This window comes from Haloferula sp., from assembly GCF_049672945.1.
Taxonomy (GTDB): domain Bacteria; phylum Verrucomicrobiota; class Verrucomicrobiia; order Verrucomicrobiales; family Akkermansiaceae; genus Haloferula.
The window spans coordinates 1-4,116 of record NZ_JBATWY010000110.1 but is presented as its reverse complement, the minus strand read 5'-3'; the positions used below and the strand labels follow the sequence as shown (position 1 = coordinate 4,116).

Below are 4,116 nucleotides of genomic sequence, written 5' to 3'. Positions count from 1 at the left end.
GGATCGGGTCACTTTCGGCCTCGCCATAGGCGTTCGACACGAAGAGTTGATACGATCCCTCGTCGTCTTCCGAAACGGACCCCAGATCCAATGAACTCGAGTTTGCGGCTCCAAAGGGGCTGCCATCCTTCTTCCATGAGTAGGTGAGAGGCTCTGTTCCGGTGACACCCACATCAAAAACGACTTCCGTGCCGGCAAGGACCTCGGTGGAAGGGACCTGACTCGTGATTTCGGGTGGATAGACGATTGTCACGTTGACAAGATCTGAGTCATCGCTGCCAAACTCATTGGAGACCCTGAGCCAATAGCTGGTTGACTCGGTCAACACGGGAGTCGTTAGAACAGGGCTGTCGATCCCGACCGGAGATGAAGTATCGCCAAGGCTGCCCTCATACCACTGGTTCGTCAGCGTGGGGCTGCCATAAGTTGTTGCCGCAAGAGTGGTGCTGGTGCCGCTGAGAATCTGGACACTTTCCGGAGAGAGTGCAACTGCCGCCGGAGCTTCGACGGAAAATGCAATCGATCCGCTCTGCGCCACACCATAGTCATTCGTAACCGTAAGCGAATATTCCCCCTCATCGGATAGAGTGACTGAGGGCAACAACAAAGTCGGATTGGTTGCTCCATCAATCTCACTTTCATTGAGATACCACTGATAGGAAAGGGGTTCCGTGCCTTCGATTACCATGCTGAGAGTGTAGTCATCTCCTTCGGGAACACTCGGGTTGACAGGGACTTGAGAAACAGCGGGCTTGAGGACCGCTGAGAGCCTGAAGGGCTCGGAAATGGCAGTGCCGAATTCATTCGAGGCCTGGAAATAGTAGTTTCCCTCATGAAAATCTTGAACGTTCTCGATAAGAAGGACGGCCTCAGAACCCGTGTAGTCATTGTCAGCGAAGGTGCCATTTCGAAACCAGCTATAACTCAGATTGCCATCGCCAGTGATCTCTGCTTCCAGCCTGAACTCCTCACCAATCACCATCGGCAGGTCCGTGAAAGTCGTCAGGATTGCAGGAGGGGCGCCCACGATGGCCTGCAAACCCTCACTTGTGACACTGCCATATGCATTGCTAACCACGACATGGTAATTCTCATCCGCACTTAACACCCCGGTAACGAATATTGAGCCATCATTTCCGACAGGGTTTGATGTGTCACCAGGCAAGCCACGATACCATTGATAGGTATAAGGGGATGATCCGCTAGCCGAGACGCCAAATTGCGCCGTGCCTCCAGTCGGAGCATACGCTACTGCCGTGATCTCCTCGATGACAGGAGGTGTGTTTACCATGAGCTCGAAAGTATCCGTGACAAGTCCATCCGGGTTGCTGACCTCCACTCGGTAAGTGCCCGCATCCGCAAGTGAGACCGATGCCAGAAGCAGTGCGGATCCGGTTGCATCTGGAAGCAATACGTCATTGCGATACCATTTGTATGATAAAGGGGGTTCTCCGAAGGCCTGAACTTGCAAGGTCACCTCGTTACCCTCGACCGCTTCCCTGTTTCCGGCCGGCGCTCCCAGCGATGGCGCGGGATCAATGGTGATGATAGCGGGGTTGCTGATCGCGTTGCCGTAAGCTGAACTGAGGTAGACCTCATAGCTTCTCGCGTCAGAATGATCAGCATTGGTGATTGAATAGCTCCTCCCGGTAATCCCATTGATCACTTCGCCATCTTTGCGCCATTCGACGGAAATCGGCTCGGACCCCTCATAATCGATACTCAGGATCGCATTTCGTCCATAGGAAACCGTTGCAGACTGCGGATGTTGGGTGAAGGTTGGTGGCGTTTTGGGGACGACTGTCATCGTTTGGCTGTCAGTCGCCCCGTAAGCGTTGCTCACGCGCACCCAGAAGTTGGACACCCCGGTTACATTGACCGATTGATCGCTGCTGCTGTCTCCAAAAGGCTCATTGGTGTTTCCTCTTTCTCCAACAAACCACTGGTAGGTGAGCGCCCCCAGGCCAGTTGCGGTAACCGACAGAGTTGCGTCACCATTGTCGTCCGCTTCAATAAAGCGTGTTTGATCCGATATGTTGGGTGGGGGGAAGGCAACTGTTGCAACGTCGCTGGTGACGCTTCCTCCAATATTGGAAACAACGACGGTATACTCGCCTAAAGCGCCGGTGCTGATATTACTCAGCGTGAGTGTGTCTGTCCTGTTTCCTGAAGAATTGGTTGAGCTTCCATTCCTATACCACTGATAGGTCACCGGGCTCTCGCTATCGACTTCGACCGTCAAAGTCACGTTCCCACCTGGAAGAGCGTTCTGGCTGATCGGCTGAGTAGCGATTGCGGGAGGTACTAGCTGCATCCGTGCCCAGGAACCGGTTGCCACGCCGCCAACAGAGAGGAAATCACCGGCCAGATGAATGCGACCGCTGGAATCGACATCCAGAAATTTGACGGTGCCCGAAGGGTTCTGTTCATCAAATATTTCACTAAAACTGTAAAAAGGACTCCCGGCAGTGCCAACGGTTAAAAGCGGGCTACCGTTATAATCGAGATCAAATGAGAAGATCCGATCGTCAATGAGCAGAAATGTATTAGGATCTACATAAGATCCGCCCATGTTCCTGATATCATAGCTGCCTCGGAGGGCGCCTTCAGGGTTCAATCTGTAGACTTTTCCGCTGCCTGCGACGAAAAGATCGCCGTTGGCATTGATGTCGATGAAGGTCTGGGTTGGAGCGCTGTAGATGGATAGACCAGGGAAGGTGGTGTCCTTTGTGCCATCCAGATTGATCCGGGCGATTCTTCCGGAGAAGGTTCCGACCATGATCACGGAATCGGCATCCTGCTGAACGAAGTCATAAGGCAATGTGTTCAGTGCGTTCACGAAGTTAGGATCGATGTCGCCATTGGCGTCCAGCTTTGCGAAATCCTCTGCCGGTGAGCCATCCACATTGTTGAAGATCCCGGCAATGAGAATCGACCCATCCTGCAGTTCCAGCAACCGCTCGACTCGGTTGTCGGGATTGGGGGCAAAAGAGGTATCCAAGGAGCCGTCAGGGTTGACCTTGATCAGATTGACGAGACCGTTGATCGCGAGACGTCCGCCAACCAAAGCACCTCCACCGGCAAGTGGTTCAAGGCACCGAATATCGACATAGCCTTCGAGTGCGAGTGGGGTAAATCCCTCGACCAACTGCCCATTCAAGTCGAGTCGAAGAATCTGGTTGCTGCCAACCCTGCTGCCTCCGACTTCATCGATTGCACCAATCATCCATGCGCTATCGTCATCAGCGATTGCGAAGGCGTCAATCCGGCCAGGCAATTTCAGCTCTGGTTCGATCTCCTCAACCAGTGCCCCGTTGGAATCTAGCTTGAGAAACGTACCCACAGGCTCATCATTCAGGGTGGTGAACCGGCCTAGAGCCAGAAGCCCGTCATCACCAGTCGCTTCGATTTCAGTGGGAGAGATATCGAACTTCGGTCGGTAGCTTTGGTCCAAAGCGCCATTCGCATCAAACCTGGCGACATACTTCTGGTCGATGATCGAACTGTTGGTGGTTGCTTGTGTGAAAGAGCCTTTTAGAACAAACGATCCTGTGGATTCGAAAGCGATATCATCTACGGCTCCATTTCGTAGCCAGTAATGAGCATACTCGAGGTTTCCATTGCTATCCACACGAAGCATGGTAGAGCCATCTTTGGGAGTGGATAAATAGAATTCCCGCATGTCCCCAAGCCAAATTGAGCCGCCGTCGGACCTCGGAAGAATCTTTGTTATTCCAGCCGTTGATGGATAGTTCAGTCCATTCGGTGGGTAAAGACCCAGTGTTGTTCCAGACGGAGTTATGCGTCTCTCGCCCCCAGAGCGGGTCGCAATATCACCATTCCCGAATTCGCCAAGTATCTGAATGGACGAGGATCCATAGTAGTGGCTGTTGTCAGGCCAGACATGAACATCCGTGGGAATATTCCCAATATTTCCGACGACGCTGGTGTCGACGCTACCATCGCTATTCAGTCGGCCCACATTGCGGGTGGTGTGACTCCCAAGCGTTCGGAATTCACCCACCACGGCAAATTGGCCATTGTCCAATAGCTTCACCTTGTTGATCGAGCCCTTGGTCCCGTCCAGTTTCCAGGCAGCCGCTGCCGAAAAGCTGG

At 53.2% G+C, this 4,116-nt stretch carries 1 protein-coding gene; it reads right to left on the bottom strand.

Features of this window, described 5'->3' with window-relative positions; translation table 11 throughout:
* A partial coding sequence (locus WBG04_RS09720; RefSeq protein ID WP_424314217.1) for an immunoglobulin domain-containing protein occupies window positions 1–3,640 on the bottom strand: 3,640 nt, incomplete at its 3' end.
* Between the last annotated feature and the right edge of the window lie 476 nt (window positions 3,641–4,116).